Source organism: Neisseria sp. SLRRB23 (genome assembly GCF_050896295.1).
In the GTDB taxonomy this organism is placed as follows: domain Bacteria; phylum Pseudomonadota; class Gammaproteobacteria; order Burkholderiales; family Neisseriaceae; genus Neisseria.
In genome coordinates this window covers 1-1,421 of record NZ_JBPBFH010000071.1, presented here as the reverse complement: position 1 = coordinate 1,421, position 1,421 = coordinate 1, and the positions used below count along the sequence as shown (strand labels likewise).

Below are 1,421 nucleotides of genomic sequence, written 5' to 3'. Positions count from 1 at the left end.
GGGCTCGGAGATGTGTATAAGAGACAGTGGTCAAGTGGGGTAAATACATTTGCCGTATAATGGGTTCAGTCTTCTACTGAGAGGGATAAGGCAACATCTGTTGCAGCAAACCAGCTTCCAACGGTTTGGTTTACTAGTAGTATCAAAGAACACAGATTCTGAATATATAAGGGTAATCCCATGCGTAACGCCGTAGGATTGGATATATCCAAGCTGACATTTGACGCATCCGCCATGGTCGGCAAAACGGAGCATTCGGCAAAGTTTGACAACGATTCAAAAGGTTTAGATCAGTTTTCGGACCGGTTGAAAAGCTTGGGATGTCAGAATCTGCATATCTGCATGGAGGCAACGGGAAACTATTATGAAGAAGTTGCCGACTACTTCGCGCAGTATTACAGCGTTTACGTAGTGAACCCGCTGAAAATAAGCAAGTATGCAGAAAGCAGGTTCAAGCGAACCAAAACAGGCAAACAGGATGCAAAACTGATAGCGCAGTATTGCCGGTCGGCGCAGGAAAGCGAGCTTGTAAAGAGGCAGAAGCCTACGGACGAGCAATACAGGCTTTTACGGATGACCGCAGCATACGCGCAAATCAAAAGCGAATGCGCGGCAATGAAAAACCGTCATCACGCGGCAAAAGATGAAGAAGCGGCCAAAGCATATGCGCAAATCATCAAAGCCATGAATGAACAGCTTGAAGTTTTAAAGGAGAAGATAAAAGAGCAGACGGAGAAGCCTAACTGCAAGGAAGGCGTGAAGCGTCTTGAAACCATACCGGCAATAGGCAGAATGACCGCAGCCGTATTGTTTCATCATCTAACATCTTCGAAATTTGAAACATCAAACAAATTTGCAGCGTTCGCAGGCTTAAGCCCGCAACAAAAAGAATCCGGGACAAGCGTAAGGGGAAAAGGCAAACTGACCAAGTTTGGCAACAGGAAATTACGCGCCGTCTTGTTTATGCCGGCCATGGTCGCATACCGGATAAGGGCATTTCCCGACTTCATCAAAAGGCTGGAAGAAAAGAAGAAGCCTAAAAAAGTCATCATCGCAGCATTGATGCGTAAACTCGCCGTTATTGCGTATCACGTACATAAGAAAGGCGGAGATTACGATCCATCGCGTTACAAATCGGCGTAAATCCCGAAAGGAAAAAAGGCATTTTTTAAATGCCTGCTTTGCCGCGTCTGAAATCCGGTGAATTTTCAAATATTGAAATTCAATGGGTTGAAAATGAATTGTAAAGATGCTGTTGTCAATTAAAGTAGTATCTTGTCATTCCCGCAAATGCAAAACGTGAAATTGCTCGCGGGAAGGCTTTCAACTCATTTAATAGTCTACCAAAACCTATATGATATGCAGAAAAACTTATAAAGTCCTTTTCTATTTGTTGAAATCCTGTCTCTTATACACATCTC

1 protein-coding gene is annotated in these 1,421 nt (G+C 43.9%); it reads left to right on the top strand.

What is annotated here, in order from left to right; all coding sequences use genetic code 11:
* The first annotated feature begins 180 nt into the window (after positions 1 to 180).
* Positions 181 to 1,143, top strand: coding sequence for an IS110 family transposase (locus ACRPFF_RS11055; protein ID WP_048596800.1), 963 nt, complete (start codon positions 181 to 183; stop codon positions 1,141 to 1,143).
* Positions 1,144 to 1,421: the final 278 nt, after the last annotated feature.

Bases quoted from the DNA above. Each gene is read 5' to 3' on its own strand.
- ACRPFF_RS11055 (WP_048596800.1), top strand. From the start codon at position 181: ATGCGTAACGCCGTAGGATTGGATATATCCAAGCTGACATTTGACGCA.